This window comes from Streptomyces sp. NPDC002795 (genome assembly GCF_042888725.1).
Taxonomy (GTDB): Bacteria; Actinomycetota; Actinomycetes; order Streptomycetales; family Streptomycetaceae; genus Streptomyces.
On record NZ_JBIAQB010000010.1, the window covers coordinates 55,640 to 81,151 of the forward strand.

The 25,512-nt window shown below is 68.9% G+C and carries 27 protein-coding genes, 1 tRNA gene and 2 pseudogenes; 17 read left to right on the top strand and 13 right to left on the bottom strand.

Features of this window, described 5'->3' with window-relative positions; translation table 11 throughout:
- The first annotated feature begins 46 nt into the window (after positions 1 to 46).
- The 3 genes from ACFYWS_RS28525 (at position 47) to ACFYWS_RS28535 (ending at position 2,719) form a co-directional block, all read left to right on the top strand.
- On the top strand, positions 47 to 751 hold the full coding sequence (locus ACFYWS_RS28525) for an AAA family ATPase (RefSeq protein WP_389281173.1): 705 nt from the start codon (positions 47 to 49) through the stop codon (positions 749 to 751).
- 90 nt (positions 752 to 841) lie between these two features.
- Complete coding sequence (locus tag ACFYWS_RS28530; RefSeq protein ID WP_389281174.1) at positions 842 to 1,447, top strand: AAA family ATPase; 606 nt, start codon at positions 842 to 844, stop codon at positions 1,445 to 1,447.
- Positions 1,448 to 1,558: 111 nt separating this feature from the next.
- Positions 1,559 to 2,719 (top strand): LLM class flavin-dependent oxidoreductase, encoded by a 1,161-nt coding sequence (locus ACFYWS_RS28535; protein ID WP_389281176.1) that lies wholly within the window; start codon positions 1,559 to 1,561, stop codon positions 2,717 to 2,719.
- Positions 2,720 to 2,821: 102 nt separating this feature from the next.
- Here ACFYWS_RS28535 and ACFYWS_RS28540 read toward each other — a convergent pair whose 3' ends face one another.
- Together ACFYWS_RS28540 and ACFYWS_RS28545 are read right to left on the bottom strand one after the other, a co-directional pair.
- Positions 2,822 to 3,577: an SDR family NAD(P)-dependent oxidoreductase gene (locus tag ACFYWS_RS28540; RefSeq protein WP_389281177.1), complete on the bottom strand. Its 756-nt coding sequence runs from the start codon at positions 3,575 to 3,577 to the stop codon at positions 2,822 to 2,824.
- Between the two features lies 1 nt (position 3,578).
- Positions 3,579 to 4,283, bottom strand: a complete 705-nt coding sequence (locus tag ACFYWS_RS28545; RefSeq protein WP_389281179.1) for an HAD family hydrolase — start codon at positions 4,281 to 4,283, stop codon at positions 3,579 to 3,581.
- Positions 4,284 to 4,680: 397 nt separating this feature from the next.
- Between ACFYWS_RS28545 and ACFYWS_RS28550 the strand changes: the two genes are divergently transcribed.
- The 6 genes and pseudogenes from ACFYWS_RS28550 (at position 4,681) to ACFYWS_RS28575 (ending at position 9,770) form a co-directional block, all read left to right on the top strand.
- Complete coding sequence (locus ACFYWS_RS28550; protein WP_389281180.1) at positions 4,681 to 5,436, top strand: transposase family protein; 756 nt, start codon at positions 4,681 to 4,683, stop codon at positions 5,434 to 5,436.
- An 18-nt stretch (positions 5,437 to 5,454) separates the two neighbouring features.
- Positions 5,455 to 6,300: pseudogene (locus ACFYWS_RS28555) on the top strand (IS110 family transposase); the annotation flags it as partial.
- 390 nt (positions 6,301 to 6,690) lie between these two features.
- Entirely contained in the window at positions 6,691 to 7,155 is a 465-nt protein-coding gene (locus tag ACFYWS_RS28560; RefSeq protein ID WP_389281182.1) for a hypothetical protein, read from the top strand.
- Positions 7,152 to 7,973, top strand: coding sequence for a hypothetical protein (locus ACFYWS_RS28565; protein WP_389281184.1), 822 nt, complete (start codon positions 7,152 to 7,154; stop codon positions 7,971 to 7,973). Before ACFYWS_RS28560 ends, ACFYWS_RS28565 begins: the two co-directional genes overlap by 4 nt.
- A gap of 14 nt (positions 7,974 to 7,987) precedes the next feature.
- Positions 7,988 to 8,899, top strand: a complete 912-nt coding sequence (locus ACFYWS_RS28570; RefSeq protein ID WP_389281186.1) for a transporter substrate-binding domain-containing protein — start codon at positions 7,988 to 7,990, stop codon at positions 8,897 to 8,899.
- Between the two features lie 109 nt (positions 8,900 to 9,008).
- Complete coding sequence (locus tag ACFYWS_RS28575) at positions 9,009 to 9,770, top strand: transposase family protein (protein WP_389281187.1); 762 nt, start codon at positions 9,009 to 9,011, stop codon at positions 9,768 to 9,770.
- 7 nt (positions 9,771 to 9,777) lie between these two features.
- Here ACFYWS_RS28575 and ACFYWS_RS28580 read toward each other — a convergent pair.
- Positions 9,778 to 10,146: pseudogene (locus tag ACFYWS_RS28580) on the bottom strand (prephenate dehydratase); the annotation flags it as partial.
- A gap of 128 nt (positions 10,147 to 10,274) precedes the next feature.
- Here ACFYWS_RS28580 and ACFYWS_RS28585 point away from each other — a divergent pair.
- Genes ACFYWS_RS28585 through ACFYWS_RS28595 form a run of 3 tightly spaced genes read left to right on the top strand, consistent with a single transcriptional unit; the run spans position 10,275 to position 12,489 of the window.
- On the top strand, positions 10,275 to 11,369 hold the full coding sequence (locus ACFYWS_RS28585) for an integrase core domain-containing protein (protein WP_389281189.1): 1,095 nt from the start codon (positions 10,275 to 10,277) through the stop codon (positions 11,367 to 11,369).
- 32 nt (positions 11,370 to 11,401) lie between these two features.
- Positions 11,402 to 12,064 carry an EndoU domain-containing protein gene (locus ACFYWS_RS28590; RefSeq protein ID WP_389281191.1) on the top strand — a complete coding sequence of 221 codons (663 nt, stop codon included), beginning with the start codon at positions 11,402 to 11,404 and terminating at the stop codon, positions 12,062 to 12,064.
- A 17-nt stretch (positions 12,065 to 12,081) separates the two neighbouring features.
- The gene (locus ACFYWS_RS28595) at positions 12,082 to 12,489 is read left to right on the top strand and encodes a hypothetical protein (RefSeq protein ID WP_389281193.1); all 408 of its coding nucleotides are present in this window, start codon (positions 12,082 to 12,084) and stop codon (positions 12,487 to 12,489) included.
- 928 nt (positions 12,490 to 13,417) lie between these two features.
- Here the strand turns inward: ACFYWS_RS28595 and ACFYWS_RS28600 are convergent.
- Positions 13,418 to 13,491 (bottom strand) — tRNA-Pro (locus tag ACFYWS_RS28600).
- Between the two features lie 363 nt (positions 13,492 to 13,854).
- On the opposite strand from ACFYWS_RS28600, the gene ACFYWS_RS28605 reads away from it, so the two are divergent.
- On the top strand, positions 13,855 to 14,505 hold the full coding sequence (locus ACFYWS_RS28605) for a thiamine pyrophosphate-dependent enzyme (protein WP_389281194.1): 651 nt from the start codon (positions 13,855 to 13,857) through the stop codon (positions 14,503 to 14,505).
- Positions 14,506 to 14,611: 106 nt separating this feature from the next.
- Positions 14,612 to 15,559: a transketolase family protein gene (locus tag ACFYWS_RS28610; protein WP_389281196.1), complete on the top strand. Its 948-nt coding sequence runs from the start codon at positions 14,612 to 14,614 to the stop codon at positions 15,557 to 15,559.
- On the opposite strand, the gene ACFYWS_RS28615 is transcribed toward ACFYWS_RS28610, so the two are convergent.
- The 6 genes from ACFYWS_RS28615 to tdh all read right to left on the bottom strand — a co-directional run bounded on the left by ACFYWS_RS28615 (position 15,507) and on the right by tdh (position 21,674).
- Entirely contained in the window at positions 15,507 to 16,832 is a 1,326-nt protein-coding gene (locus ACFYWS_RS28615; RefSeq protein WP_389281197.1) for an MFS transporter, read from the bottom strand. The genes ACFYWS_RS28610 and ACFYWS_RS28615 overlap by 53 nt on opposite strands.
- Positions 16,833 to 16,931: 99 nt before the next feature.
- Positions 16,932 to 17,291, bottom strand: coding sequence for an MmcQ/YjbR family DNA-binding protein (locus ACFYWS_RS28620; protein WP_389281199.1), 360 nt, complete (start codon positions 17,289 to 17,291; stop codon positions 16,932 to 16,934).
- Between the two features lie 61 nt (positions 17,292 to 17,352).
- Positions 17,353 to 18,309 carry an alpha/beta fold hydrolase gene (locus tag ACFYWS_RS28625; protein WP_389281200.1) on the bottom strand — a complete coding sequence of 319 codons (957 nt, stop codon included), beginning with the start codon at positions 18,307 to 18,309 and terminating at the stop codon, positions 17,353 to 17,355.
- A gap of 146 nt (positions 18,310 to 18,455) precedes the next feature.
- On the bottom strand, positions 18,456 to 19,358 hold the full coding sequence (locus ACFYWS_RS28630; protein WP_389281201.1) for a LysR family transcriptional regulator: 903 nt from the start codon (positions 19,356 to 19,358) through the stop codon (positions 18,456 to 18,458).
- 46 nt (positions 19,359 to 19,404) lie between these two features.
- On the bottom strand, positions 19,405 to 20,595 hold the full coding sequence (locus ACFYWS_RS28635; protein ID WP_389281203.1) for a glycine C-acetyltransferase: 1,191 nt from the start codon (positions 20,593 to 20,595) through the stop codon (positions 19,405 to 19,407).
- A gap of 50 nt (positions 20,596 to 20,645) precedes the next feature.
- Positions 20,646 to 21,674 carry an L-threonine 3-dehydrogenase gene (tdh, locus tag ACFYWS_RS28640; RefSeq protein WP_389281205.1) on the bottom strand — a complete coding sequence of 343 codons (1,029 nt, stop codon included), beginning with the start codon at positions 21,672 to 21,674 and terminating at the stop codon, positions 20,646 to 20,648.
- A gap of 307 nt (positions 21,675 to 21,981) precedes the next feature.
- Here tdh and ACFYWS_RS28645 point away from each other — a divergent pair, with 307 nt between their 5' ends.
- From ACFYWS_RS28645 to ACFYWS_RS28655, 3 genes are all read left to right on the top strand, one after another.
- Positions 21,982 to 22,131, top strand: a complete 150-nt coding sequence (locus tag ACFYWS_RS28645) for a hypothetical protein (protein WP_389281206.1) — start codon at positions 21,982 to 21,984, stop codon at positions 22,129 to 22,131.
- Positions 22,128 to 22,340 (top strand): hypothetical protein, encoded by a 213-nt coding sequence (locus ACFYWS_RS28650; RefSeq protein ID WP_389281207.1) that lies wholly within the window; start codon positions 22,128 to 22,130, stop codon positions 22,338 to 22,340. Before ACFYWS_RS28645 ends, ACFYWS_RS28650 begins: the two co-directional genes overlap by 4 nt.
- Before the next feature lie 127 nt (positions 22,341 to 22,467).
- Entirely contained in the window at positions 22,468 to 23,922 is a 1,455-nt protein-coding gene (locus ACFYWS_RS28655) for an amino acid permease (RefSeq protein ID WP_389281209.1), read from the top strand.
- Positions 23,923 to 23,969: 47 nt separating this feature from the next.
- On the opposite strand, the gene ACFYWS_RS28660 is transcribed toward ACFYWS_RS28655, so the two are convergent.
- From ACFYWS_RS28660 to ACFYWS_RS28670, 3 genes are read right to left on the bottom strand one after another with little or no spacing between them, the layout of a single operon-like run.
- Complete coding sequence (locus ACFYWS_RS28660; RefSeq protein WP_389281211.1) at positions 23,970 to 24,566, bottom strand: GAF domain-containing protein; 597 nt, start codon at positions 24,564 to 24,566, stop codon at positions 23,970 to 23,972.
- Positions 24,563 to 25,162: an ATP/GTP-binding protein gene (locus tag ACFYWS_RS28665; protein ID WP_389281213.1), complete on the bottom strand. Its 600-nt coding sequence runs from the start codon at positions 25,160 to 25,162 to the stop codon at positions 24,563 to 24,565. The genes ACFYWS_RS28660 and ACFYWS_RS28665 overlap by 4 nt, the downstream gene beginning before the upstream one ends.
- Positions 25,140 to 25,511: a DUF742 domain-containing protein gene (locus tag ACFYWS_RS28670; RefSeq protein WP_326017958.1), complete on the bottom strand. Its 372-nt coding sequence runs from the start codon at positions 25,509 to 25,511 to the stop codon at positions 25,140 to 25,142. Before ACFYWS_RS28670 ends, ACFYWS_RS28665 begins: the two co-directional genes overlap by 23 nt.
- Position 25,512 lies beyond the last annotated feature (1 nt).

Sequence of the window (25,512 nt, forward strand, 5' to 3'; positions counted from 1 at the left end):
GCGTTCGTCCCAACTTCTCGCCCTCACGACTCCACCGGGAGCATCAGTGAACCTGTCCATCTCCGGTACCTACTCCGTCGGCAAGACGATCACCAGCATGGCGATCTCCCACCTGACCGGGATCCCGCGCACCGCGGCCCCGACCATGCGCGAACTCCTTCCCCTCTCGCTTCCGGGGAAGACGCTCGAGGAGTGCAACGGCGCCGAGCTCATCATGCTGATCACACGGCGGATCCAGGGGCGCGCGGTCGCCGAGAGCCACCTGCCCGGCGGATACATATCGGATGGTTCCGCCCTGCACGAGTGGTCGTACGCCAACGTCCGGGTCAAAGTCGGCATCAACCCCAACGAGTCCGTCGACCTCGACAACGTCGAGATGCCGGACGACGTCCGCTTCTACGCCGAGGTCATGAAGCAGATCGCGATCCCGGCGAAGCAGCACACGAAGAGCAACTACGACGCGTTCGTCCACCTGCCCATCGAGTTCCCGATCGTCGAGGACGGGCACCGCCCGGTGAACGAGCGATTCCGCCAGCTCGCCGAACAGCTGCTCCTGGAGACCCTCGACGAGCTCGAGATTCCGGTGCACATCGTCGGCGGGACGATCCCACAGCGCCTCGCGCGGATCGTCGAGATCTTCGACTTCCCGCAGGTGATGACCATCGAGCAGGCCATCGCCCGCGCCGAGGAGGAGTACGCGCAGCTCGACACCCGAGGCGAGCTGGAACGCCTCGCCGACACTGCGGCCTGACGGCTCCCCCACCCACCGGCACCGCCCCCACCGGGCAATTGCCAGGCAGGCGCCGCGCCTGCACCCACCACTGACTCCTGAGAGGCACACGTGCGAATCGCTTTCGTCGGCGCATACGGGAACGGCAAGACGACCCTCACCACCGAACTCTCCAAGAAGCTCGGCCTGGAGCGCACCCACGGGAGCGCCATGCGCGACCCGGCCGGCGGCACCCCCAAGGCGCTGGAGGAGACCAACGAGCCCGAGCTGATCCATCTCGCCGTGCGTCGCTACACCGAACGGGCCGTCGAGGAGGCCTCGCACCCCGAGGGCTTCCTGTCGGACGGCTCGATCCTGCACGAGTGGGTGTACAGCAAGGTACGCCTGGCCGTCGGCCGGCACCCCGAACCGAAGGCCACCTTGGACGCGGCGGTTCGTGACCCGCGCACCCAGGGCTTCGAGGACGTCGTCGACCAGCTGGGCCTGCTCGCCAAGGAGCACGCCCGGACCGGCTACGACGTGTTCGTCCACTGCCCGGTCGAGTTCCCGCTGCCGGAGGGCCACAGCCCGATCAGCGAGCGCTTCCGAACACTGTCCGACGAGCTGATGCTCGACATCCTGAAGACGCTCGACATCCCGGTGCACATCGTCACCGGGACCTTCGAGGAGCGCCTCAACCAGATCCTGAGCATTCCCGGCGTGTCCGAGTCCGCCTGACCGCGCCCGACACCCTCGGCCCGGGCAGGACGTGAGGCACCAACCACCGGCCCGGGCCGGTTCCCTGACGAAGCGTCACCACACCTTGCCAAGACCGACCGAGGAGACACCTTGCACACCGGAATCGGAGCCTTCCTCTCACCACTGCACGCGCCCGGCCAGGATCCGCACCTGACCATCCGCCGTGACCTGCAGCTGGTGGAGCACCTCGATGAGTTGAACTACGACGAGTGCTGGTTCGGCGAGCACCACTCCCTGGCCTGGCCGACGATCGGCGCACCGGAGACCTTCATCGCCGCCGCCGCGGAGCGCACCCGCCAGATCAAGCTGGCCAACGGCGTCGTGCCGCTCCCCTTCCACCACCCGTACAACGTCGCCAGCCGGGCGATCATGCTCGACCACCTGTCCCGCGGCCGATACATCCTCGGCATAGGCCCCGGCGCGACACCGAACGACGCCCACCAATTCGGTGTCGAACAGGACGAGTTGAAGCGCATGGCGAGCGAGGCGATCCCCGCCGTCCGCGAGCTCGTCAACGGCGAGGAGCGGGTCAGCGCCAAGAGCGACTGGTTCGTACTGCAGGACGCCAAGATGCAGCTGCCCCGCTACAGCAAGCCGGGCATCGAGATGGCGATCTCCAGCATCGGCTCCGCCAACAGCCCCAAGATGGCAGGGCAGTTCGGCCTCAGCCTGGTCTCCTGGGGCGCTCCCCCGCCCGGCGCCCCGGCCACCGACCTGGCGCAGCAGTGGCGCTACGCGGAGGAGTCGGCCGAGGAGCACGGCACCACGATGGACCGGAGCAAGTGGCGTGTCGTGGCCCCGCTGTACATCGCCGAGACCCGCGAAGAGGCCTACCGCGACGCCCGGGAGGGCTTCTCGACCTGGCTGTGGGACTACTGGGGCAAGGCCGCGGGCTTCGATGTCGCCTCGAGCATGGAGGGTGTCAAGTCCTCGCAGGAGCTGGAGGCCGGTGTCGAGAAGGGGCTTGCGATCGTCGGGTCCGTCGAGGACGCGGCCGCCGCCATCCAGCGCCTTCAGGACGAGACGGGCGGCTTCGGCACGTTCCTCGTCTACGCCATGAACTGGGCCTCGTTCGAGAAGACGAAGCGGAGTTACGAGCTGCTCGCCGAGCAGGTCGCACCGCGCTTCTCCGGCAGCACCGCCCGCGGGGACGAGTCGCTCCAGTGGAGCGTCGACAACAGGCACGTCTTCCCGCACACGCAGGCCCGCCGGGAACGGGCCGAGCGGGAGGGGCGCTCCATCCACTCGTAGAGCGAGCGCGCGCTGCGGCGCCGGCCCCGGCGGACATGCCGCACGGGACCGGCGTCGTGGATCGCGTGTCACGCATCGCGCACGGTTGATGACGCGCGCAGGTCAGGCGGTGGCCGTGGCGCCACCGTCGACGGGCACGGCGGCGCCTGTGACGAACGAGGACTGGTCGCTGCACAGCCAGGCGGCGGCCCGGGCGACCTCGAGCGGGTCCGCCATCCGGTGCTGCACCGACTCGGCCATGAAGTCGCCCTCCAGGGCCGGGTTCGCCGAGATGACCTGCTGCATCATCTCGGTCCTCGTGGCCCCGACGACCAGGGCGTTGACCCGCACCCCCCGCTGCCCGTACTCGGCTGCGGCGGCCTTGGTCATACCGATGACGGCGTGCTTGGCAGCGACATAGGCGGCGGAGGCGCCGGTCGCCGCGACACCGGCAACACTCGAGGTGTTGACCACCGCACCACCAGCGCCCGCCAGCATCACCGGGATCTGCTGGGCGAGGCAGTTCCAGACGCCGCGGACGTTGACGTCCATCGTGCGGTCGTAGATGTCGGCGCCCGTCTCGTGCAGGCTGGTGCCCGCGGTGGCGAAGCCGGCGTTGTTGAAGGCGGCATCGAGTCCGCCAAAGGTCTCGACGGCGGTCCGCACGGCGCGCTCCACGTCCGGCAGTCGGCAGACGTCGCCGGCGACGGCCACCGCACGCCCGCCGTCCTTGCTGATCCGCGTCACCAGTTCGGCCAGCCGGTCCTCGCGACGCGCCATGAGGACGACGGCCGCCCCCTCGGCGGCGAACAGTTCGGCCGCCGCCGCGCCTATGCCGCTGGAGGCGCCGGTGATCATGGCCACCTTGCCGTGCAGCATGTCAGCCCTCCCACAGCGCGCCGGCGGCGGACTCCGCGTCGAGGGTCCGCAACAGCTCCTCGTCGATCTCGTCCAGGGACCGGATCGTGTGGCGGACACCTGCCTCCTTCATGAGGTGCCCCTGGAAGCTGTGCTCGAACGTCGTGGGGAACCCGATGAACGGAATGCCGTGCCCCCTCGCGGCCTCCGCCACCCGTGCCACGTCGTCGACGAACAGCACCTGGTCGTGCCGGAGCGAGAAGACCTCGGTCGTGATCTCGTGAAGTCCTGGGCGGATGGCGTCGGTACAGACGTAGCCGGGGCCGTCGAACAGGGCGGTGTGCGCACCGAGGAACCGGTCGAAGTGGTCCTTGGCCAGACCTCCGTAGCAAACGGTCCGCAGCCCAAGGGCGCGCAGCCGCGTCAGCAACTCGACGACTCCGGGCATCACGGTGACCGGGTGCTGCCGCAGATACTCCTCCCGCTCCCTGAAGTACTCGGCGAGCGCCTGCGGGCCGCTCAGTCCACTGCCCAGGACCTCGGCCATGCGCTCCCCCGCGACCTTCTGCGGCTGGGAGAAGATGGCCCGCTCGACATCCGCCGTGTAGGCGCGGCCGCGGCTGGTGATGTAGCGATGGATGACCGGGCTGAACGTGTCGTTGAGCAGAACACCGTCGATGTTCAGCGCCACTGAACGCAACCGGGCGAAACCGTGCGCGTGCGACATGTATGCCTCTCCGTCGGCGGAAGCGCGGGCGGGGCCGCGCTCCGTCGAAGGATTGCAACGGCCGCACTCACCCAACAATCAGAACGTTCTTTATGTTATGGATCCGCGCGGCCCGTGTCTACGCCCCCTCACCGGGAGCCCCGGGTCCGACAAGCACGGAACCGCCCTCTTCCAACGACATTGAGAACATGGCCAGTTGACGGGGGGGGATGCCGCCGGCCACCTGGCGCCATGCAGCACGGGTGCCGTGTGCGTGCCGAGAACCCCATCCGCGCAGGCCACTGAGCCCTTTCCAACCTGACAGCACTGACCGCGAGTTGGACGGTTCTGCACAACGCCGAAGCTCCTGGTAGACGGGTTCTCGACCAAGATCACCCGTGTCCGCCAGGAGCTTCATGTGCTTGTCTACCCGTCCGCGATTGATCTGTCGAGCCGAACCTTGCGGTTCCTGGCCGGACGACTGTCAGCGCGACAAGCAGAAATCGGGACGAGGTGGCGGCGCCTGCCGGCTGGCCGCCAGGCCCTGCTGGCCCTGGCCCACCTGCGGTGCGGCGACACCTACGCTCAGCTCGCTGCCGGGTTCGGCATCGGGCTCGCGACCGCGTTCCGCTACATACGCGAGGCCATCGAGGTGCTGGCCGCCCGTGCCCCGACGCTGGACGAGGCGGTGAGGGTGATCCGGGAGAAGGCGTTCGTCATCCTCGATGGCACCCTGCTGCCGATTGACCGCATCGCCGCCGACACCCCGTACTACTCGGGGAAACACAAGCGTCACGGCATGAACGTGCAAGCCCTCACCGATCCGTTCGGACGCTTGCTCTGGGCCTCGCCCGCCCTGCCCGGATCGACCCACGATCTCACCGCCGCCCGGCATCACGGCATCGTCGACGCGCTCACCAACGCGGGGCTCAAGTGCTGGGCGGACAAGGCGTACCAGGGAGCCGGCGGACTCATCAGGGTTCCGTTCCGAGGCCGTCGCCTGAAGCGATGGAAGCGCCGCCACAACAGCAGCCATGCCAAGATCCGCTGCCTCGGCGAACGAGCCATGGCCACCTTGAAAGGCTGGCGCGTCCTCCGGAAACTCCGCTGCAGCACCAACCGGATCACCGACATCGTGAAGGCCATGGTCGTCCTTCACCACGCATCAACGTGAGGTTGAAAAGGGCTCAGTTACCGCGGCGAGGGCAAGACGGACGCTCGGGATGCGAAAGTGATCGCCGACCAGGTCCGGATGCGCCGGGATCTGCAGCCGATCCGCCCGGGTGACGAGGCCGCCATCGAACTGCGCCTGCTGACCGAGCGCCGTTCCGACCTGGTCGAGGACCGGACTCGCGCGCTCAACCGACTCAAGTCTCTGTTGAACGGTATGTTCCCGGCTCTGGAACGGGCTCTGGACTTGGGCAGAGTCGGCACCTTGGTCTTGCTGACGGCGCATCAGAACCAGGTGGCGATTCGCCGCATGGGGCAACGGCATCTGACGACCTGGCTGCGCAACCGCAAGGTCTACCGTCCGGACGTCCTCGCGGCCAAGGCCGTCGAGGCTGCAGAGCGCCAGCACACGGCCGTTGCCGGCGAGAAGGCGATCTCCGAGATGGTGCACGCGCTGACGCGGGATGTGCTGGCCCTGAACGAGAAGATCACCGAGGTCGACAAGCTCATCGAGGTCCGGTTTCGCGAGCACGAGCTCGCCGATGTAGTCACCTTGATGCCCGGCATCGGCGCCGTCCTGGGCGCCGAACTCCTCGCCGCCATCGGCGGCAGCATGGACGCGTTCCCCACTCCGGACCGGCTCGCCGCCTTCGCCGGCGTGGCGCCTGCACCACGAGACTCCGGGCAGGTCAACGGCAACCTCCACCGTCCCAAGCGATACCACCGACGCATGCAACGCGTCTTCTACCAATCCGCCCTGGTCAGCATCCGCTGCGACCCCAACTCGCGCCGTTTCTACGACAGGAAGAGGGCCGAGGCCAAGCGGCACGTCCAGGCCGTGCTCGCTCTGGCCCGTCGCCGCGTGTCGCGCCGCGGTTGGGCTCACCTTGGTGGCATGGCGCCCGTGATAGTCGTGCACCGCCCGCCGCCCTCCGGTGGGCGACGGGTCACAGTCGGCCACGTGATCCTCGGCCTGGTCCCCGCGCCGGGCTGGACGATGCCGAAGCGCTGGTACGGGGGCTCGCCGCAGAGCCAGTGGCACGGAGGGCGCGCGCACGAGTACGAGGCGGCGGAGGAGTCAGCGCTACCGAAGGTCCTGCTCCCCGATGAGTCGTGCTGGGAACAGGGCCTTCGCCGTCGGTAGTCCGCGTCCCGCCGGACCCTCACGAAACACCTGTCAGAAACATCAACAGCCCTTTAGCATAAGCCCGTTGACATCTTTGGCAGATGCACACAACTACTGGGTGACGGGGGCGTCATGACTGGACTTCCGGAGATCTCCACGGACCTCGCGACGTACTTCTCCATGGCAGCGAACACCTTGGGCGCCGCCATGGTGGCGAGCGCCGCGCAGCGCATCACGGACGGCTCCATCGAAGCGGGCCGCGGATACTTTCGCAGGCTCTTCCGGCGTGAGGATGGGCGGGAAACCTCGCTCGTCCTCACCGGCGACCGGAGCGAGCAGCGGGCCGACCAGCTCCTCGGTTCACTCTCCGCCGAGGACCGGGCCCGCCTCGCCGACGCCCTGACGACGTGGGTGTGCGAGCGGCGACACGAAGGCGGCCTGGACGAGGGCCGCCTGGCACAGCTCCTCGCGGCGCCCGCCGCCGCACCCACGTACAACGTCACGAGCCACGGGGCGCACTCGGCCGCCATCGGTCAGGTCGGGCCGAACGCCACCTTCAACCTCGGGGGCGACGGCCACCGTGGAGGCCCGGCATGACCACGTCGGGCCCCGGCACGGACGGCGCGGGCGCACAGGGCGGACGTACCGGCTCCACCACGACCACGACGGGCGACCACTCGGCCGCCATCGGTCAGGTCGGCCCGAACGCCACCTTCAACCTCGGGGGCATTCGCTTCCGCAAGGACGTGGCCTGGCTCGCGGTGCTCGCCTCCGTCGTGATCGTCGCGACCGTCGGCTTCACCGTCTTCGCCGTCGTGCACTGGCCCGGCGGTCCACAGAATCAGTACACCGGCTTCTACGTTCTCGTGGTCGTCGCCGTGCTCGTGGCCGGCGCCGCCACGCTGTATCCCGCCGACCGGGCCGGGCAGGTACGGGACGAGGGGCAGGCGCGTGCCGAGGCGAAGCGGCGCAAGGTCGTGCGCAGCGCGCTGACCGTCGTCTCGGCCCTGTGCTGCGGGGGCGGCGCGCTCGCCTGGGTGGATGTCGACCGGACCGGCGAGGTCGGCGTGGAGATGCACATCAGCGGAGCGCAGCCGGTGGGCCACCGGGGCGACCCGCTCACCGTGGAGATGCTACGCCCCCTCCCGGGCGACGTACGGGACTCGCTGCGGCTGCGGCTGACCATCGAGGACGACGACCCGGACACTCCCACCTGCGTCGGCCGGACCACGGCGACGATCACCGCCGTCACCTCGGGCATCTCCCCCGGCACGAAGGAGGTGCCGACGACGTCGACGGTCGACTTCGACCTGGGCGGACGCGAGGGCGCCGTCCGGTTCGAGGTCGCGGTGCACACGGAGACGGGCTGCGCCATGCGGCTTGCACAGGCCCGCGGAACGCTCCACAACGACTGAGAGGACCGTGGTCCATGGGCAACGCAGAACGCCGTACGCACCCCGTCGCCATCACCCTCACCGCGGCGGCACTCACCGCGGTGTCCCTGGTCGGCTGCGGCAAACAGCAGTCGTCGCTGTTCGAGGACGGGGAGAAGGTCGAGGTCGGCGCCAAGAGCGATCAGCCGGGCACGAGTTACTCGCCGCACGACGGCGAGTTCAACGGGTTCGACGTCACCGTAGCCAAGGAGGTCCTCTCCGCGGTCGACGTCAAGTCCCCCGACTTCGAAGGGGTGCTGTCCCAGAACCGGGCACGCGCCCTGCAGAAGGGCGAGGTCGACCTCATGGCGGCCACCTACTCGATCACTGAGACACGCATGGCCACCAAGGAGGACGACGGCGACAACCTCGATTTCGTGGGCCCCTACGCCTCCACCAAACAGGGCGTTCTCGTGCGCACCGAGGACACCAAGCGCTACCGGAGCCTCGATGACCTCCATGGAAAGCTGGTGTGCGTCTGGAAGGGCACTACGTCGGCGACAGAGCTGGAGAAGAAGGACTACGACGGGATCGGCACGAGCGAGCTGACGGACGCCCGCGACTGCGTCCGCGAACTGGTGGCGAAGAAGGTCGACGCGATCTCCACCGACCAGCTGATCCTCTACGGTTTCATGGATTCCGATCCCCGGCTCAAGGTCGCGCCCGGCATCACGTTCGGCGCCTACAACGACTACGGCATCGCCATGTACAAGGGCCACCGCGAGGATTGCGAGAAGCTGAAGGCGGCCCTGTTGGAATACGTGAACGGGAACGACTGGGACCGCGACTTCCAGATCAACCTCCCCAAGGTCCCCAAGGCCGACCGGGACGAGGCCAAGCCGCAAGAGGGAGAGATCGAGAGCAGCTCCTGCCGGGACAAGCCGGGCAGCGCGATGACGGAGAACTGAGGACCTTCCAACCTGGCGAGAGTGACTGCGAGTTGGACGGATCTGCAGAACGACGAAGCTCCTGGTAGACGAGTTGTCGACCAAGATCAACCGTCGCTAGGAGCTCCGCGTGCTGGTCTACCCGTCGGCCAACGATCTGTCCACCGCGCACCTGCGTCACCTGAGCCAGGTGCTGGCCACGCGGCACCGAGAGATCGGCAGTCGGTGGCGGCGGCTGACTCCCCGGCGCCAGGCCCTGCTGGCCCTGGCCCACCTGCGATGTGGCGATACGTACGCGCAACTCGCGGCCGGGTTCGGCATCGGGATCGCCACCGTCTACCGCTACGTCCGCGAGGCGATCGACGTCATGGCTGCGCTCGCGCCCACGCTCGACGAGGCAATGGTGACGGCCCGTTCGAAGGCGTACGTGACCCTGGACGGCACCGTGCTGCCGATCAACCGGATCGCCGCCGACCGGCCCTACTACTCCGGCAAGGAGCGGCACCACGGCATGAACGTGCAGGTGCTGACCGATCTGTTCGGGAGGCTGCTGTGGGCCTCGCCCGCACTGCCCGGCGCCACCCACGACCTGGCGGCGGCCCGTGAGCACGGCATCATCGACGCACTCGCCGACGCTGGCCTCAGATGCCGGGCCGATAAGGCCTATCAGGGCGCGGCCCGCAACGTCCGCGTCCCGTTCAAGGGGCGCCGCCTCAAGCGGGGGCGACGACGTCACAACACCACCCACGCAAAGATCCGCTGCCTCGGCGAGCAGGCTATGCCCACGCTCAAGAGCTGGCGCCTCCTGCGCAAGCTGCGCTGCAGCACCAACCGCATCACCGCGATCGTCGAGGCCGTGCTCGCCCTTCACCTCGCGGTCGCATCAGGATGAAAACACCTCACTGTACGAACGCGCGCCGCTCCCGCAGTCGGTGCGGGTGCGCTGGATACACACCGAGTACGCGGACTTCGGACGAGAAGAAGCTCAGCTCCTGTAGCGCGAGCGCGACACGCGGATCGTCGGGATGGCCCTCGATCTCGACATAAAAACAGCTCGCGTTGAGCCCCGCACCCATCTGGTAACTCTCGATCTTGGTGAGATTCACCCCGCTGCTGGCGAAACCCCCGAGCGCCTTGTACAGGGCGCTCGGGATGTTCCGCACCGCGAAGAACAGACTCGTCATGTTCGGCCCGCTCGTCACAGGGGCGAAGTCGGCGTCTCGGGACAGCACGACGAATCGAGTCGTGTTGTCCGGGTCGTCCTCAACCTGCCCTTGCCGAAAACTCATCCGTCCTGGTCGGAACCAGCGTGTGCGGAGTCTGAGGCCTGGCATCTGTGGCTGATGAAGCCGGGACTCTCGCCCGGCTGACGAGCGCCGGTGCATGATGACCCACCATGCTGCTGCGACTGGCCTACTTGGGCATGGTGAACGCGTTCGCGATGCTGCGCCTGCTGCCGATGAGCGATCGGGACAAAGCCGTCGAGATCCTCGCCCTGCGCCACCAGATTACGGTCCTGGAGCGCCAACTCGGCAAGCAGAAGGTGCGGTTCAGCCCAAGCGATCGGGCGTTCCTGGCGGCGCTGCTGCATCGGTTGCCGCGAGATGTGCTGCGCAGGCTGCGGCTGCTGATCCGGCCGGACACGGTCCTGCGCTGGCACCGCAGCCTGGTAACACGCCGCCACGCTGCCGCGTCGCGACGGAAGCGCCCAGGCCGGCCGCGCACCGTGCACTCCATCCGCGCTCTGGTCCTGCGCCTGGCCCGGGAGAATCCCCACTGGGGCTACCGTCGCATCCACGGCGAACTCCTGATCCTCGGCGTGAAGGTGGCTGCCTCCACCGTCTGGGAGATCCTGCGGGAGGCTGGGATCGACCCTGCGCCCGGACGAAGCTCGAGCACCGGGGCGGACTTCCTTCGCTCGCAGGCCGAGGCCCTGCTGGCCTGTGACTTCCTGGAGGCGATCACCTTGTCCGGGTCGAGGCTGTACGTCTTCGCGGTCATCGAGCACCGTACCCGCCGGGTTCGGGTCCTGGGCGCGACCGCGCACCCGACCGCCTCCTGGGTGGCGCAGGCCGCGAAGAACCTTGTCATGGACCTCGAAGATGCCGGCTCCAGGGCCAAGTTGTTGATCCGGGACCGGGACGGCAAGTTCCCCGATCTATTCGACGTCATCCTGCGCGATGCGGGGATGGAGGTCGTGCTCAGCGGCGTCCAGATGCCGAGAATGAACTCAATCATGGAAAGGTGGGTGCAGACCTGCCGACGTGAACTCCTGGACCGCACCTTGATCTGGAACCAACACCATCTCCGCCACGCCCTGCGGGAGTTCGAAGACTTCTACAACTCCCATCGGCCTCACCAGGGAATCGCGAACGCCCGCCCGCTTCGTCCTGCGCCTGTGCCAGTCGATCCAGAGGAGATCGCGCGCCTGGACATACGAAGACGTGCACGCCTCGGCGGCATCCTGCACGAGTACCACCATGCCGCATGACCTGCGCGGATGGAGTTTTCGGCAGGCGCAACGTGGCTGCGGGCGACCAAGAATCGATCAGCCTCCAGCATGCCCAGGAGGCCGGCGTGGCCGGCGCCCTGCTCGGTGGGGCACTCACCGGAGCAGGCAGTGGGGCCGCAGCCATCAATAACGCGGGTGGGCTGAAGACCGTCCTCAACAGCATCAAGCTTCCCGACCTCAATGTCGCGGGCCCTCGCCTGGCGCTGGCGGGTGAGGGCGGAGGCCTCCCGGGCTCCGGCGTCCTGTGGATGAAGGGGAAACCGAATGGCCACATCCCCGACGACGTGTACGAGCACATCCACAAGGGCGGAATCAACAAGGCAGGCAGACCGACGGGCTATCACCACAGACCGGGTGGCAAGGACCCGGTCGGCACCAAGGTGCCCAAAATCACCGGCCGTGACAACAAGACCGGACTCACCCGCGGCCCGGTGTGGATGAAGAACCCTCGCAACGGCGAGTGGGTGCAGAAGCGCGTGAACAGCACCTTCTTCCCGGACACTTGGACACCCAAGGAGGTGAACCGGGCGATCGAGACCGCCTTCAGCAACTCCGAGGTCGTCGAGGGTTCGATGAACATGTGGCGCGGCACATACAAGGGGATCAGGATCGAAGGCTACTTCGACTCGGTCACGGGCGACGCGATCACTGCGTACCCTGTGCTGCCGAAGTAGTGGAACGGAAAGACAAGATGACGCCAAAGACCAAGTACTTCTCTGAGGATTCCTCGGGGTATCCCGCCTACACCGGCCCTGAGGAGTTCCGTGTCCTCGGGGTGTGGATCACCGGCGACGTTCAGTTGTCACCGCACACCGTCCTGGACATGGTCGATGTCATCCATGGTGTGAGCACCGGCCGCGTCGAGGCTCCGCAGGAACTGAGCGGCAATGCCTTCTACGTCGAGGCGGACCGAGACATCGTCTCTGTGCAAAACGAGTTCGTGGAGCACGTAGCCGACGAGTTCACGCCGCGCGAAGTGCTGGATGCACTCCTGGACTTCTGGCAGTACTGCACGCTCGTCGTGCCCGACCGCGTCACCGAAGACCACGCCACATACCTCGAAGAGCATGGCCGCGATCCCCTGACCGCCTTCGAGTGACCGCGCGCTCCGGGAACCCCAAAGCCACTGCAAACGTGCAACAGCGCGTCGGGCACTGCACGTAGCCCGCTCACCGGCACGCGGGAACAAGCTCCCGGACAGAGATCACGACTCCCCCCTTTCCGCCCCGCCAGCAGGCGCGGCTGACAGTCCGGCCCAGGTGGACATGGAGGCCCGGCGCTCGCCGTGCACCGGGCAAGGAGAGGGCCGATGGGACATAGAGGCTGATCAGTTGGCGCAGGATGTCCCGGCCAAGGCCGCAGCCCGTACGGCCACACACGGGAGACCACTGCCGCCCGGCCGCTCCGACGGCCCGGAGGGCAATGGCGAACACGGACGTACCCCAGCACTCCCCCGATTCGGAGATCGTTTTCACAACGCGACCCCGGGACTGAAGCCACCCATTGGATCCAGGCGCGTGAGGCCCCGCGATGGGAGCGGACGCGGCAGCGACAACCCGCTCCCCAGAACGCTCAACACCCGCGAACCTCACCAAACCGCTCCCACCCGCGTTCAACCTCTCAATGCAGCCCACAACAGCCACCACCGAAAAGCCGCATACCACCCACCCGAAATCGGAACTGGGGTCAAAATTTCGCATGGCCCCATAACTCAGATTCCAGCCAAGGGGACCCCGCTCCCGACCCCACTCCCACCAGGAGCGACCCCCACCAGCACGAAGAGCGCAAGCACATACCCAAAAAGTCACCCATAGGACGGGGAGCCAGCGGTAACAAACCGGGTACGGATGTGAACACGCGCGCAAGGAATCGAATATGTGCGCATCGGCCCGAGTGGGAGCAATCAGGCAAGGGGACAGTGGGAGCCCGCTCCCACTCGCCACACTCCCACTGGGAGCGTGGGAGCAACAGAAAAAGGGCCGTTCGAAAACGGCCCTTCACCTGCGACGTTCGATCGTTCGAACTTGTCGGGACGACAGGATTTGAACCTGCGACCCCTTGACCCCCAGTCAAGTGCGCTACCAAGCTGCGCCACGTCCCGATACTCGTTGACCTGGGGTTTCCCCCTGGCCGAACGCGCAGAGAAACCATACCGCACTCGGAGCAGTGGTCGCGCATCCCTTTCAGTGGGCGGTCGGGGAGGGGCGCGGCACGACAAGCCAGGGGTTGACCTCAAGCAAAGTTGAGGTTGCACGCTGCCTGCATGACGACCACAGCGAATGACGATGCCATCGCCACCAGTACTACCGGAGCCACCCGAGCCACCAAGACCGCCCGAGCCGTCGGTCCCACCGGAGCCACCCCAGCCGCCGGAGCCGCCGCAACCGCTGGAACCGCCGGAACCACCCCAGCCACCGGAACCCCCGACCGCCACAGCTATCGCTACGAGGATCTGCCGCGGCTCATGAGTCTCATGCCCGGTGACGAGAAGCACGGGCCCGCCGCCACCTCCACCCTCGACGTGCTGTGGGTGCTGTACGACCGCGTGTTGCGGGTCGGGCCGGAGAGTGTCAAGGAAGTCGGGCGGGATCGGTTTCTGTTGTCCAAGGGGCATGGGCCCATGGCGTACTACGCCGTGCTCGTCGCCAAGGGGTTCGTGCCCGAGGCGTGGCTGAGTGGGTTCGGGGCGTATGAGTCGCGGCTCGGGCATCATCCCGACCGGGTGCTCGTGCCGGGCGTGGAGATCGGGAGCGGGTCCCTGGGGCACGGGCTGCCGATCGCCGTTGGGACCGCTCTCGGGCTGCGGGCCCAGGGGCTGAGCGAGCCGGCGGTCTGGACCCTGGTCGGGGACGCCGAGCTCGACGAGGGGAGCAATCACGAGGCCATCGCCTTCGCCGGGGCCTTCGGGCTCGAGCGGCTGCACACCGTCGTCGTCGACAACCTGTCCGCCACCTACGGCCGGGCCGGGGGCATCGCCGCCCGGTTCGAGGCCGCCGGGTGGTCGACGGTGACCGTCGACGGGCGGGATCACGAGGCTCTGTACCAGGCCTTCAGCGCGCCACATCCGGGGCGGCCGCACGTCGTCGTCGCCCGTGTCGAGCCCAAGTTTGAGTGAGCCCCCCCGGGCCCCTCGTCCCTCGCCCTCTCTCCCCTCCCCCCAGCACTCCCAGCACCCCCCAACACCCCCAAGCACCACTCCCCCTTCCGGAAGGAACGCCCTCGTGGACACCATGCGTGATCGCTTCGCCCCCGTCCTCTCCCAGATTCTCGACGAGGATCCTCGTGTCGCCGTCGTGCTCGCCGAGATCGGGGCGGCGCCCTTTGCCGGGGCCGCTCGGCGGCATCCGGAGCGGGTGATCAATGTCGGGATCCGGGAGCAGTTGCTCGTCGGGGCCGGGGCGGGTCTCGCGCTCGCCGGGATGCGGCCCGTGATGCACACCTTCGCGAGTTTCCTCGTCGAACGGCCCTTTGAGCAGGTGAAGTTGGACTTCGGGCATCAGGGGGTCGGTGGTGTGCTGGTGAGCGCGGGCGCGTCGTACGACGTGTCCTCCGGGGGATTCACACACATGGCTCCCGGTGATGTGTCACTGCTCGACACCCTCGACGGGTGGCGGGTGCATGTGCCCGGGCATCCCGATGAGGCCGAGGTCCTGCTGCGGCATGCCGTCGGGGCCGGGGGCGATGCCGTGAGTGACTCGCGGGAGTACGTGCGGCTCGCGGTACAGAGCAATCGGGAGGCGCTGCCCGTGGACGGGGAGCGGTTCCTGTCCGTGAGGGAGGGGCGGCGAGGAGTCGTTGTCGCCGTCGGGCCCATGTTGGACAGCGTGCTGGCCGCCACCGAAGGGCTCGATGTCAGTGTGCTGTACGGGACCACCGTTCGGCCCTTTGATGGCGCCGGGCTGCGGCGGGCCGTGGGGCGACACGACCTCGCCGACGTCGTGATCGTCGAGCCATATCTCGCCGGGACCTCCACCGGCGCCGCCAATGACGCGCTCGCCGATCTGCCGCACCGCATCCTCGGGCTCGGCGTCGGGCGGCGCGAGCTGCGGCGGTACGGAAGCGTCGAGGAGCACGTCGCCGGGCACGGGCTCGACGCGGGGACGCTGCGGGAACGGATCAGCGGGTTTCTGCTCTCCCGTAGCGCCGCGCCCGTCGGAGTTCCGGCGTAGGTGGGAGTGGAAGCGGGAGCTGTGTCGCGTCTGCTCTGACCAGGCCTCGGATCGCCGGGATCGAGATCATTGTCGTCGCCACCATCAGCGTGATCACCCCGCCCGCCAGCAGGACCTGCTGCGTGCCGAAGGTGGCCGCCGCCGGGCCCGCCAGTGCCTGGCCCACCGGCTGCATGGCGATGGAGCCGGCCACCTCGTAGGCGTGGATGCGGTTGAGGACCTCGCGCGGTACCTGGGTCTGGACGCTCGTCGCCCACATCACGCCCCAGAACGACATGCCGGCCCCTGCCACCGCGCAGCCCGCCATCATCCACGGCACGCCCAGGCCCGCTCCCGCCGTCGCGGGGAACAGGGCGAAGCCGAACAGGGCCAGGGCGCCCGCACGCAGCATCCGGCGCGGGCGCACGCGCAGGGCCAGTACGCCGCCGATGACCGTGCCCGCGCCGAGCGCCGAGTTCACCAGTCCGTACGCGCCCGAGCCGTACTCCTGCGTCACCTGGACGGCCACCAGGGGGACGGCCGGGCCCCACGCTCCTATCATCAGCACGCACCAGACCGAGATCACCCCCCAGAGCCATCTTCGCGATCTGAACTCCCGCCAGCCCTCCGCCAGTTCGGATCGGAAGGCGCCTCGGGTGCGCGCCTTCGCACTGTCCCGTGACACCGGTGGCAGGCGCAGGAGGAGCAGACACAGGGCACTCACGCCGTACGTTCCCGCGTGGGCAGCGAAGACCAGGCCCGGTGAGGCGAACGCGACCAGTACGCCTGCCACCGCAGGGCCCGCCAGTTGTGCGCCGGACTCCGCCACGCGGATCGCGCCGTTCGCCGCTTGGACGTCGGATGCCAGGCGGGGCACCGTACCGGCGACGCCGGGCTGGAAGATCGCCGCGGCCGAACCGTTCACCGCGCCGATGACGCAGATCTGCCAGAGCACGACGTGGCCGCTGAAGAACATGACGGCCGCCAGGGACTGGGTCACCAGACGTGCGACGTCGGCGCCCGTCATCAGCAGGCGTGTATTGAAACGGTCCGCCAGCACCCCGCCGAAGATGACCAGTCCGGCGAAGCAGGCCACCGAGGAGGCCATGGCGAGGCCCACCGCGCCCGCCCCGTATCCGTACTGCAGCAGGCCCGCCGCGAGCGCGACCGGCAGCATGCTGTCGCCGAGCTTGGCCACACCCCTCGCCGTGAAGAAGAGGCCGAAGTCGCGGGTCCAGATGCCGCGCCGGGGCGCCACCCCGGCGTCCTCGCCATCGACCGCCCGGTCGACCATCCACGTTCCCCGTTCGTCGTCCCCATGGCGCACCGCACGCGCGCGGCTCGCCCTCGCGAGCGGATCATGCCATGTGGATGCGCGGCGCCTCACGTGGTTTCACCCTGCACGGGGAAGACCCAACTCCGGGTGTGCGTCCAGGAGTCGGGACGGGGCCGCCTGGCGCCAGGAGTCGGCCAGGATGTCGCGCAGCTCGGCCGTGCCCTCCAGGGCCGCGAGGCGGGCCCTGACCCATGCGAAGGACGCCTCGTGGTCCGCGATCCAGAACTTGTCCGGCTCGGACAGGACGAGTTCGTCGCGCTCCTCCTTCGGGCAGCGCACCGCTATCGACGTCTCGTCCTCGGGCAGCGTGGCGAACATCTTCCCCGCGACCCGGAACGTGGGCATGCTCCAGGCGACCTTCTCGGTCGTGTCCGGGAGGGACAGGGCTACGGTGCGTACATCCTCGGCGTCCAGCATGCAACGAACCGTAACCAACGCCACTGACAATGCCCCGGCAGACGGGACCGGCCGCTCACCCTCACGGCACCCGCTTGTCCAGCCACGCCACCAGGTCCGCCTGTACCTCGTCCCGGTTCGTCTCGTTGAGGATTTCGTGGCGGGCGCCCTCGTAGCCCTTCCAGGTGAGGTCCTGGACGCCCAAGTAGCGGAAGTCCTCCAGGAGTTCATGGACCAGCGTCATGCGCTGGTTGCACGGGTCCTCCGTGCCGACCGCGATGTGGATCGGCAGGTCGGCCGGGATGCGGGCGAGGTTCGCCGGGTCGTTGATGCGGCGCACCGCGCGGACCCAGTCCAGGGACAGGCCCGCCGAGAAGTCGAAACCGCAGCGTTCGTCGGCGACGTATTTGTCGACCTCCGCCTCGTCCCGCGAGAGCCATTCGAAGCCGGTGCGGTGCTCGTACGGGTCGTTGAAGGAGGAGAAGAGGTTGCCCACGTACGGCGAGGACGCGGCTCGGCCGTCGGCCGCGACCTGGGACTCCAGGGCCGCGATATCGCCCTCGTTGTCGGCGCCGGGCAGGGAGCGGAAGGTGCCGGAGAGGATCAGGGCCACCAGGTCGTCCGCGTACCGCTGCGCGTAGTCCCGCGCGAGCAGCGAGCCGAGGCTGTGGCCCAGCAGTACGAACGGGACGTTGGGGTAAAGGGCGCGCGCCTGGTCGCCGATCGCTTTGATGTCCTCGACGATCGACACCCACGCGTCGACGGTCCCGGGGTCACTGTCGTCCGTGACTCCGTAGCCGCCCGTGGTCTGGGCGGTGGCGCCGTGGCCGCGGTGGTCGGAGGCGATGACCGCGTAGCCGTGGGAGGTCAGGTGGCGGGCGAAGCGGTCGTAGCGCTGGCCGTGTTCGGCCGCGCCGTGGGCGATCTGGACGAAGGCGCGGGGCCTGCCGCCTTCGGGCAGCCAGGTGTACGTGGCCACGGCGGCGCCGTCACCGGTACTGAGCGCGCTCGTCGTGTACGTCGGGTCTGTGGCGGTCATCTGGCGGCTTCCTCTCGGACGGTCCGTACGGCCCTGTGGGCGGGGCGGGGCTGTGCGGGTGCGGGTGTGTGCTGGCCTGCACCTCCCCCGCACCGTAGGCCCTCAAGCGCTTGGAGCCACTTGTGCCCTGGACGTCCTACGCCTGCTCAGCCCTCCGCCGCCTCCCCCAGTGCCTCAAGCACGGGCCGGATCAGCGGATGTGCCTCCGCCCCGTGCCGCACCGCCGCGAAGACCTTCCGGGCCGGCACCGCACCGTTGATCGGCCGCACCACCACCTGGGTCAGGTCCACGCCGTGCAGGGCCGAGCGCGGGACGAGCGCCACGCCCGCGCCCGCGGCGGCGAGGGCGACTACGGCACGGAAGTCGTCCGACGAGTGCTCGAACTGCGGGGAGAAACCGGCGTGTTCGCAGGCGAGGACGACGACGTCGTGGCAGGGGTTGCCGGGGTACGGGCCGATCCACGTGTCCTTGGCGAGGTCGGCGACCGGCACCCACTCCGCGGCCGCGAGCCGGTGCGTGAGCGGGAGGACCGCGTCGAACGGCTCCGCGTACAGCGGCACGCGCGTGATCCGGTCGTCGTCGGCACCCGGCGCGCCCCGGTAGTCGACGGCCACGGCCACATCGATCTGCCGGTCGAGCAGCATCGGCAGGCTGGCGTCGCCCTCGGCGTCCTGGACGCGGACGCGGATGCCGGGTGCCGTCTTCGACAGAAGGGCGAGCGCCGGGCCCACGACCAGGCCGATGCCCGTCGCGAAGGAGGCGAGCGTCACCGTGCCCGCTTCGCCCGCGCTGTACGCGGCCAGCTCGGCCTCGGCCTTCTCCAGCTGAGCGAGGACCGCGTTGGTGTGGGTCAGGAGGATCTCGCCCGCCGACGTCAGACGGACCCCACGCGCACCGCGCTCGACCAGCTTGTGGCCCGTCTCCTGCTCAAGGGCCGTGAGCTGCTGCGAGACCGCCGAAGGGGTCAGGTACAGCGCGGCGGCCGCAGCCGTGACGGTGCGGTGGTCGGCCACCGCACGGAGGATGTGCAGCCGCCGCGCTTCGATCATGAGGCGATTCTCGCAAACGGGTCTGACATCGCCCCCGTACGGGATGTCAGCCGAGCTCGGCGCGGGCCGCCACGAACGCGTCCACCGCCCGGTTCACATCCTCCGTGGAATGCGCCGCCGACAGCTGGACGCGGATGCGGGCCTGGTCCTGCGGCACCACCGGGTACGAGAAGCCGATCACGTAGACACCGCGCTCAAGGAGGAGCTCGGCCATGCGCCCCGCGACGGACGCGTCGCCGATCATCACGGGGGCGATCGCGTGGTCGCCGGGGAGGATGTCGAAGCCCTCCTCGGCCATCCGCGTACGGAACAGCTTGGTGTTCGCCGCGAGGCGCTCGCGGAGGTCGCCCGCCGACTCCAGGAGGTCCAGGACCTTCAGGGACGCCGCGGCGATCACCGGGGCGAGGCTGTTCGAGAACAGGTACGGGCGCGAACGCTGGCGCAGCAGCGCGACGATCTCCGCGCGCGCCGCGACGTAGCCGCCGGACGCCCCGCCCAGGGCCTTGCCGAGGGTTCCGGTGATGATGTCGACGCGGTCCATGACGCCGTGCAGCTCGGGGGTGCCGCGGCCGCCGGGGCCGACGAAGCCGACCGCGTGCGAGTCGTCGACCATGACCAGGGCGTCGTAGCGCTCGGCGAGGTCGCAGATGTCGGCGAGCGGCGCCACGTAGCCGTCCATGGAGAAGACGCCGTCGGTGACGATCAGCTTCCTGCGGGCTCCGGACGCCGCCCTCAACTGCGCTTCCAGGTCGGCCATGTCGCGGTTGGCGTAGCGGAAGCGCTTCGCCTTGCACAGCCGGATGCCGTCGATGATCGACGCGTGGTTGAGGGCGTCGGAGATCACCGCGTCCTCGGGGCCGAGCACGGTCTCGAAGACGCCGCCGTTGGCGTCGAAGCAGGAGGAGTACAGGATCGTGTCCTCCTGGCCGAGGAAGGCCGACAGGCGCGCCTCCAGCTCCTTGTGGACCTCCTGTGTGCCGCAGATGAAGCGGACGGACGCCATGCCGTAGCCCCAGCGGTCGAGGGCCGCGTGGCCCGCCGCGATCACGTCGGGGTGGTCGGCGAGGCCCAGGTAGTTGTTCGCACAGAAGTTGAGCACCTCGCCGGGACGGCCCCCCGCGGTGACGTCGACCGTGGCGGACTGCGGGGTGCCGATGACCCGCTCGGGCTTGTGCAGGCCCGCGGCGGCGATCTCGTCGAGGGTGGCCTGGAAATCTGCGCGCGCGTTGTCGAACATGACGTGAGTCCTTCTACAGAGGGGGAGTTCGGAGGGAGGTTCGGACGCGCTCAGGCGGTCCAGTCCAGGATGACCTTGCCGCCCTTGCCGCTTGCCGCGTCCTCGAACGCCGCGTCGAAGTCGGTGTACGCGTACCTGCCGGTTATCACCGGCGAGAGGTCGAGGCCGCCCTCCAGGAGCACCGACATCGCGTACCAGGTCTCGAACATCTCGCGGCCGTAGATGCCCTTGATGGTGATCATCGAGGTGACGATCCGCGCCCAGTCGACGGCGAACTCCTCGGACGGCAGGCCGAGCATGGCGATCTTGCCGCCGTGGGTCATGTTCGCGAGCATGTCGCGCATCGCGACGGGGTTGCCGGACATCTCCAGGCCCACGTCGAAGCCCTCGCGCAGGCCGAGTTCGCGCTGGCCGTCGGCGACGGTCGAGGACGCCACGTTCAGGGCGAGGCTCACGCCCACCTTCCGCGCCAGCTCCAGACGCTCCTCGCTGACGTCGGTCACGACGACGTTGCGGGCGCCGGCGTGCCTGGCGACGGCCGCCGCCATCAGGCCGATGGGGCCGGCCCCCGTGATCAGTACGTCCTCGCCGACGAGCGGGAAGGACAGCGCGGTGTGCACGGCGTTGCCGAACGGGTCGAAGATCGCCGCGACATCGAGGTCGACGGGGACGCGGTGCACCCACACGTTCGACGCGGGCAGCGCCACGTACTCGGCGAACGCGCCGTCGCGGCCGACGCCGAGGCCGACCGTCGCCCGGCACAAGTGGCGGCGCCCGGCAAGGCAGTTGCGGCACTTTCCGCACACCAGGTGTCCCTCGCCGCTGACCGTGTCGCCGACGGCGATGTCGCTCACGTCGCGGCCCGTCTCGACGACCTCGCCGACGAATTCGTGGCCCACGACCAGCGGCGCGCTGACGGTCGACCGCGCCCAGCCGTCCCAGCTGCGGATGTGCAGGTCGGTGCCGCAGATCCCGGTGCGCAGGACCTTGATCAGTACGTCCCCGGGGGCGACGCCGGGCTCGGGGACGTCCGTCAGCCACAGACCCGGTTCGGCCTTCTCCTTGACCAGTGCCTTCAAGGGTTCGACTCCTGTCGTCGCGCATGCGGGCAGGGCGAACCGGCCCGCGTGCGAGGGAGAATGGGTGGTGGGGGCGTGCCGCGGCAGTCATCCGGATACGTCCCGTATGCGGTCCGCCGACACCGCAGACTCTTCCGTACGCGGCGCGTTCGGTCCATCGAGGTTTTCTTAAGCGGCGCCCCAGGTTTCCTACAGACCCGCCCGCGCCCCGGACGGCGCGGCCAACACCCCGCCCTCGTACATGCTTTCGCTATGCTCTGCGGCTTCACGGCGTCCACGTATCCACGTATCCACGGAGTACGGCCAGGTGCCGCCCGGGCATGGGTACGGCTACGGGCATGGGTACGGCTACGGGCCGGGTCCCGGGGTGCCGCCGATGCTGGAGATGCCGTCGAGTGTGCGCGCCGCGCGCGTGCTCGCCTTCGTTCTCGTGGGTCTGAGCATCGTCGGTTCGTGATCGGCGGCTTCGCCCTGCGCTTCGGATCGGCGGGCAACAGCGCACGCGTCACGGTGATCGTTCTGGCGGGCGTGCAGATCCTGGTGTTCCTCGGCGGCATGAGCAGGAATCGCAGAGCGAGCGGAATCGTGCCGCTCCTGGGGGCCATCGCCCTGGTCGTGCTGCTGTCGCAGGCGTCGGCGCGCCAATGGTTCAAGCGGCCGCTCTGAAGAACGACCCGTTGGTCCGCTCAACGAACGGTGTGTCCGAATAACGGACGCCCGACGCAGCGCGTCCCACTTGCTCGCATACTGTCGCCGCACTTCAACCCGTCTCAGACAGCGAACAGGCACGACCATGACACGGACCTCCGTCACGGACCGGCCGCAGGCCGGATCCGACGTCGGCGCCACGCCGGGCGACGTCGAGGACGCCCCCACCGGCACGGAACTCGGCCACGGCCTCAAGCAGCGGCACCTCTCGATGATCGCCCTCGGCGGTGTCATCGGCGCGGGCCTCTTCGTAGGGTCGGGTGCCGGAATCGCCGCCGCGGGGCCCGCGGTCGTACTCCTCTTCGCGGGCGCCGGATTCGTGGTCATGCTGCTGATGCGGATGCTCGGCGAGATGTCCGCCGCCCGGCCGGCCACCGGCTCGTTCTCCGTGCACGCCGAGCGCGAACTCGGCGCCTGGGCGGGGGCGACCTCCGGCTGGATGTACTGGGTGATGCTGACCTGCGGCGTGGCCGCCGAGGCGACGGCCGCCGGGCAGATCATGCACGGCTGGGTGCCGTTCCTGCCCGCCTACGGGTGGGTCGCCGTCTTCATGGTGTTCTTCTGCCTGAGCAACCTGGCCGCCGTGCGCAACTTCGGCGAGTTCGAGTTCTTCTTCTCGGCCCTGAAGGTCACCGCGATCTGCGCGTTCCTCGTCCTGGGCGTGCTTGGCATCTTCGGCGTCTTCGGTGACGCCCCCGGCGCCTCGAACCTCACCGGCCGGGGCGGCTTCTTCCCCACCGGGGCCTCCGGCCTGATCGCCGGACTGCTCACCGCCGTCTTCGCGTACGGCGGCCTGGAGACGGTGTCCATCGCCGCCGCCGAGTCCGACAAGCCGCGCGAGAACGTGGCACGCGCCGTGCGCACCGCCGTGTGGCGCATCGCGCTCTTCTACGTAGGGTCGATGGCGCTGGTCGTCGCCCTGGTGCCGTGGGACGACCCGAACGTCGCCACCGACGGCCCCTACGTCACCGTCCTGAGCGAGTTCGGCATCCCGGCCGCCAGCACCATCATGCAGGCCGTCATCCTGGTCGCCCTGCTGTCGGCGATGAACGCGAACATCTACGGCTCGTCCCGCATGGCCTACTCGCTCGTCTCCCGCGGCCTCGGCCCGCGCTTCCTGGGCCGGGTGCACCGCCGCGTGCCGGTGGCCGCGGTGCTCGCGTCCTGCCTCTTCGGATTCTTCGCGGTGTTCGCCGGCGTCTGGTGGCCCGACACCGTCTTCACCTGGCTGATGAACACGACCGGTGTCGCCATCCTCGTCGGCTGGGTCTTCATCTGCCTCGCGCAGCTGAAGATGCGCCGCCGCCTGGAGCGCGAGTCGCCCGAGCTGCTCACCGTGAAGATGTGGGGCTTCCCGTACCTGTCCTGGCTCGCCCTGGCGGCGATCGTGGGCGTCTTCGTCGTCATGGCCACCACCGCCGACGGCCGCGACCAACTGCTCGTCTCCGCGATCCTGGTGGTCGCGCTGGCCGGGGGCGGTTACATCAAGCAGCGCAGGGACGCCCGTGCGGTGCGGGCCCAGGGCTTGTCTCGAAAGTAGCGTCGTCCGCCCGGAGCGCGAGGCAGTCGGGACTTTCGAAACACGCCCTAGCCAAGTAGGTCGCCCCGCCCCCGCACCAGTTCCATCAGTTCACCCGCCATCCCCTTGATGGTCGCGAGCCCCGCCTGTCCCCACGGGCGGGGCTCGGTCGCGACCGCGCACACGGTGCCGAGGGCGAGCCCCGTACGCTCGTCGATCAAAGGCGCGCCCAAGTAGGAGCGGATGCCGATTTCGTCGACTACAGGGTTGCCCGCGAAGCGTGGGTAGTCGCACACGTCTTCAAGGACGAGTGCTTTGCGCCGCACCACTACATGTGGGCAGTAACCGTGATCGCGCGCCATGTAGCGCGCCACTTCACCTTCCCTAGACGTCGATTTGGCCGCCGCGGCCGCCACCGCGCCCAGTTCGCCGCCCCGGTGGTCACCATCGGGAGTGTGCAGCCCTGCGAAGAACTGCCGGTTCTCGTCAATGAAGTTGACCATGGCGTACGGAGCGCCCGTCACCTCGGCGAGCCGGTCCGCGAAGCGGTCGAACACCGGCTCGGCGCGCTGTCCCAGGTCGAGCCTGCGCAACCGGCGGGCCCGCTCGACACCCTCCTGGTCCTGCGGGGTCAGCAGCAGCCTTCTGGTCGCGTCGTACGTCACGTGTGGGCTCCGAACCCCGTGGCGGTCGCGGGTGCGTGCGCCAGCAGGTGTCGTACGAGGGTGAGCAGCGTCTGGATGCCGGAGCTCGAGATGCGCGCGTCGCAGCGCACGACGGGCACCGCCGGGTCCAGGTCGATGGCGGCGCGGACCTCCTCGGCCTCGTAGCGGTAGGAGCCGTCGAACTCGTTGACCGCCACGATGAAGCCCATGCCGCGCTCCTCGAAGAAGTCGACGGCGGCGAAGCAGTCCTCCAGGCGGCGCGTGTCCGCGAGGATGACCGCTCCGAGGGCGCCTTCGGACAGCTCGTCCCACATGAACCAGAAGCGCTCCTGGCCCGGCGTACCGAACAGATAGAGCACATGCTCGGGGTCGAGGGTGATCCGCCCGAAGTCCATCGCGACCGTCGTCTCGACCTTGTTCTCGATGCCGTCGAGGTTGTCGGTGTCCGCGCTGACCGTGGTGAGCAGCTCTTCCGTGCTGAGCGGAGCGATCTCGCTGACGGCCCCTACGAAGGTCGTCTTGCCGACCCCGAACCCGCCCGCGACCAGGATCTTCAGTGCGGTGGGGAAAGGGTCAGAGCTGGCGTCGTAGTCCATCGAGCACTGCCTCCAGTAGGGACCGGTCAGTGGGGTTGTCGTGGAACGTGGGGGGCTTGGTAGTGATCGCCTGGCAGTCGACGAGGTCGGAGAGAAGCACCTTGGTCACGCCTGCCGGGAGCTTCAGATGACCGGCGATCTCCGCGACCGATGTGGGCTGCGCACACAGGTCGAGCGCCTGGCTGTGTTCCGGACCCAGATAGCCGAGGGGGGTCGCCCCGGTGGCCATCACATGGGTGAGCAGATCCATCGACGTGCTCGGCCGGGTGCGTCCGTTGCTGATCGTGTACGGACGCACGAGCCGGCCCGCGGCGCCGTCCAGCCATGGCCCGTCCTGCGGGGCCGCCACC

Excerpts from the sequence above, each read along its gene's own strand:
- ACFYWS_RS28540 (WP_389281177.1), bottom strand. The coding sequence starts at position 3,577 with ATGCTGCACGGCAAGGTGGCCATGATCACCGGCGCCTCCAGCGGCATA.
- ACFYWS_RS28545 (WP_389281179.1), bottom strand. The coding sequence starts at position 4,283 with ATGTCGCACGCGCACGGTTTCGCCCGGTTGCGTTCAGTGGCGCTGAAC.
- ACFYWS_RS28560 (WP_389281182.1), top strand. The coding sequence starts at position 6,691 with ATGACTGGACTTCCGGAGATCTCCACGGACCTCGCGACGTACTTCTCC.
- ACFYWS_RS28565 (WP_389281184.1), top strand. The coding sequence starts at position 7,152 with ATGACCACGTCGGGCCCCGGCACGGACGGCGCGGGCGCACAGGGCGGA.
- ACFYWS_RS28570 (WP_389281186.1), top strand. The coding sequence starts at position 7,988 with ATGGGCAACGCAGAACGCCGTACGCACCCCGTCGCCATCACCCTCACC.
- ACFYWS_RS28585 (WP_389281189.1), top strand. The coding sequence starts at position 10,275 with ATGCTGCTGCGACTGGCCTACTTGGGCATGGTGAACGCGTTCGCGATG.
- ACFYWS_RS28595 (WP_389281193.1), top strand. The coding sequence starts at position 12,082 with ATGACGCCAAAGACCAAGTACTTCTCTGAGGATTCCTCGGGGTATCCC.
- ACFYWS_RS28605 (WP_389281194.1), top strand. The coding sequence starts at position 13,855 with ATGAGTCTCATGCCCGGTGACGAGAAGCACGGGCCCGCCGCCACCTCC.
- ACFYWS_RS28615 (WP_389281197.1), bottom strand. The coding sequence starts at position 16,832 with ATGGTCGACCGGGCGGTCGATGGCGAGGACGCCGGGGTGGCGCCCCGG.
- ACFYWS_RS28620 (WP_389281199.1), bottom strand. The coding sequence starts at position 17,291 with ATGCTGGACGCCGAGGATGTACGCACCGTAGCCCTGTCCCTCCCGGAC.
- ACFYWS_RS28625 (WP_389281200.1), bottom strand. The coding sequence starts at position 18,309 with ATGACCGCCACAGACCCGACGTACACGACGAGCGCGCTCAGTACCGGT.
- ACFYWS_RS28630 (WP_389281201.1), bottom strand. The coding sequence starts at position 19,358 with ATGATCGAAGCGCGGCGGCTGCACATCCTCCGTGCGGTGGCCGACCAC.
- ACFYWS_RS28635 (WP_389281203.1), bottom strand. The coding sequence starts at position 20,595 with ATGTTCGACAACGCGCGCGCAGATTTCCAGGCCACCCTCGACGAGATC.
- ACFYWS_RS28655 (WP_389281209.1), top strand. The coding sequence starts at position 22,468 with ATGACACGGACCTCCGTCACGGACCGGCCGCAGGCCGGATCCGACGTC.
- ACFYWS_RS28665 (WP_389281213.1), bottom strand. The coding sequence starts at position 25,162 with ATGGACTACGACGCCAGCTCTGACCCTTTCCCCACCGCACTGAAGATC.